Genomic DNA, 1,570 nt, shown 5'->3' with positions numbered 1-1,570 from the left:
GCGGCAGCGGAAGCTCTGCCGGATGCTATTACCCATGCAGCACAAGCCATGGTTGCAACTCTGCTTAACGGCAATAAGATTCTGTGTTGTGGTAACGGTGGCTCAGCTTCGAACGCACAGCAGTTTGTCTCTTGCCTACTTAACCGCTTTGAAACCGAGCGCCCTAGCCTGCCTGCAATGGCGCTAACCGCCGACAACACTACGCTAACTGCGGTTGCAAACGACTGCCACTACGAAGAGATCTTCTCAAAACAGGTACGTGCTTTTGGTCAAACTGGCGATATCCTTCTTGCTATTTCGACTAGCGGTAACAGCAAGAACATCATTAAAGCGATGGAAGCTGCGGTAACCCGTGACATGACTATCATCGCTTTTACTGGTAAAGATGGCGGTGAGATGGCTGGCCTACTTGGCGAGCACGACGTAGAGATTCGAATCCCATCACATCGCACCGCTCGTATCCATGAAGTTCATATGGTCACACTGCATTGCTTGTGCGATCTCATTGACCAAGTTCTATTCCCAGCTCACGAGGAGTAATTGGAGTAACATGAAGTTTTCTATTATTAAGTTGCTCAGCGTTTCACTGCTGACACTATCATTGTCTGGATGTGCCGGGATATTTATCGCCGGTGCAGCAACGACAGCGAACCTAGTTACAGATACCCGAACGACCAAAGAGATTTGGAACGACAACAACATCGAATTCGAAGTCGCGGCCATTACCAACAAAGAACCTTACCGAGGTAACGTGAGAGTAACAGCCAGCTCGTACCGCGGCACCGTCGTACTGATGGGCCAAGCGTCTACTGACGCAGAACGTCGCTCATTTGAGAGTGAGGCGAGAAAAGTGGCTGGCGTGAACAATGTCCACAACCAAGTACGCGTTAAACCACCATTGAGCGTGAGTGAGATCAGCAAAGACAGCTGGATCACGACAAAAGTAAAATCTGCGCTATTGGCTAATGCTGAGCTGAATGGCATTAAAGTGAAAGTCATCACTGAAGATGGTGAAGTATTCCTGCTTGGGCTTGTAACTCGTGAGCAAGCGGATACAGCAACAGATGTCGCTCGTAATATCTCAGGGGTCAAGCAAGTCATTCGCGCATTCGAATATGGCGAGGAGGCCGTTGTAACCGCTGAGGCGACATCGGAAATTGAAACAGAAACAGTCGTTAATTAAACGCACCAACCGTTAACTAACAGAGGCAAGTGTAGTCCTTTGAAACAGTTGAGCTATAAAAAAGCAGCGAATCATCGCTGCTTTTTTAATGTCTTTCGGTTATTTGATAACTCGGAGGCTTGGTCGGCCTTTAGTTGGGCGCGGTGGTTCAGGCTCAGGGTCTTAATCTTCCGCGTCAACTTCTGCCGTTGCAACACTCAGTGAAGGACCTTCGGAGCTTCAAATGCCCCCTCTTCAATGCCTTCTTCAAGCACATCCATGTAAGCCTCTTCAGGCTCAAACATAGTACCGGCACCGTTCTCGCGCGCATAGATAGCTTGAACAGCATAAAGCGGTACGATCACAGAGTGAGGACGTCCACTGAAGCGGGCACTGAATGTCACCGCT

2 protein-coding genes and 1 pseudogene are annotated in these 1,570 nt (G+C 49.2%); 2 read left to right on the top strand and 1 reads right to left on the bottom strand.

The window, feature by feature from the left end:
* Together KIV40_RS26840 and KIV40_RS26835 are read left to right on the top strand one after the other, a co-directional pair.
* On the top strand, positions 1-540 hold a 540-nt coding region (locus KIV40_RS26840), incomplete at its 5' end, for an SIS domain-containing protein (RefSeq protein WP_285352224.1).
* A 10-nt stretch (positions 541-550) separates the two neighbouring features.
* Entirely contained in the window at positions 551-1,183 is a 633-nt protein-coding gene (locus KIV40_RS26835; RefSeq protein ID WP_285352223.1) for a BON domain-containing protein, read from the top strand.
* Positions 1,184-1,282: 99 nt separating this feature from the next.
* Here KIV40_RS26835 and KIV40_RS26830 read toward each other — a convergent pair.
* Positions 1,283-1,570: pseudogene (locus KIV40_RS26830) on the bottom strand (ClpXP protease specificity-enhancing factor SspB); the annotation flags it as partial.

This window comes from Vibrio sp. D173a (genome assembly GCF_030248475.1).
Note: the sequence above shows the minus strand (reverse complement) of the source record. Positions and strands in the feature narration are given on the sequence as shown.

Bases quoted from the DNA above. Each gene is read 5' to 3' on its own strand.
- KIV40_RS26835 (WP_285352223.1), top strand. From the start codon at position 551: ATGAAGTTTTCTATTATTAAGTTGCTCAGCGTTTCACTGCTGACACTA.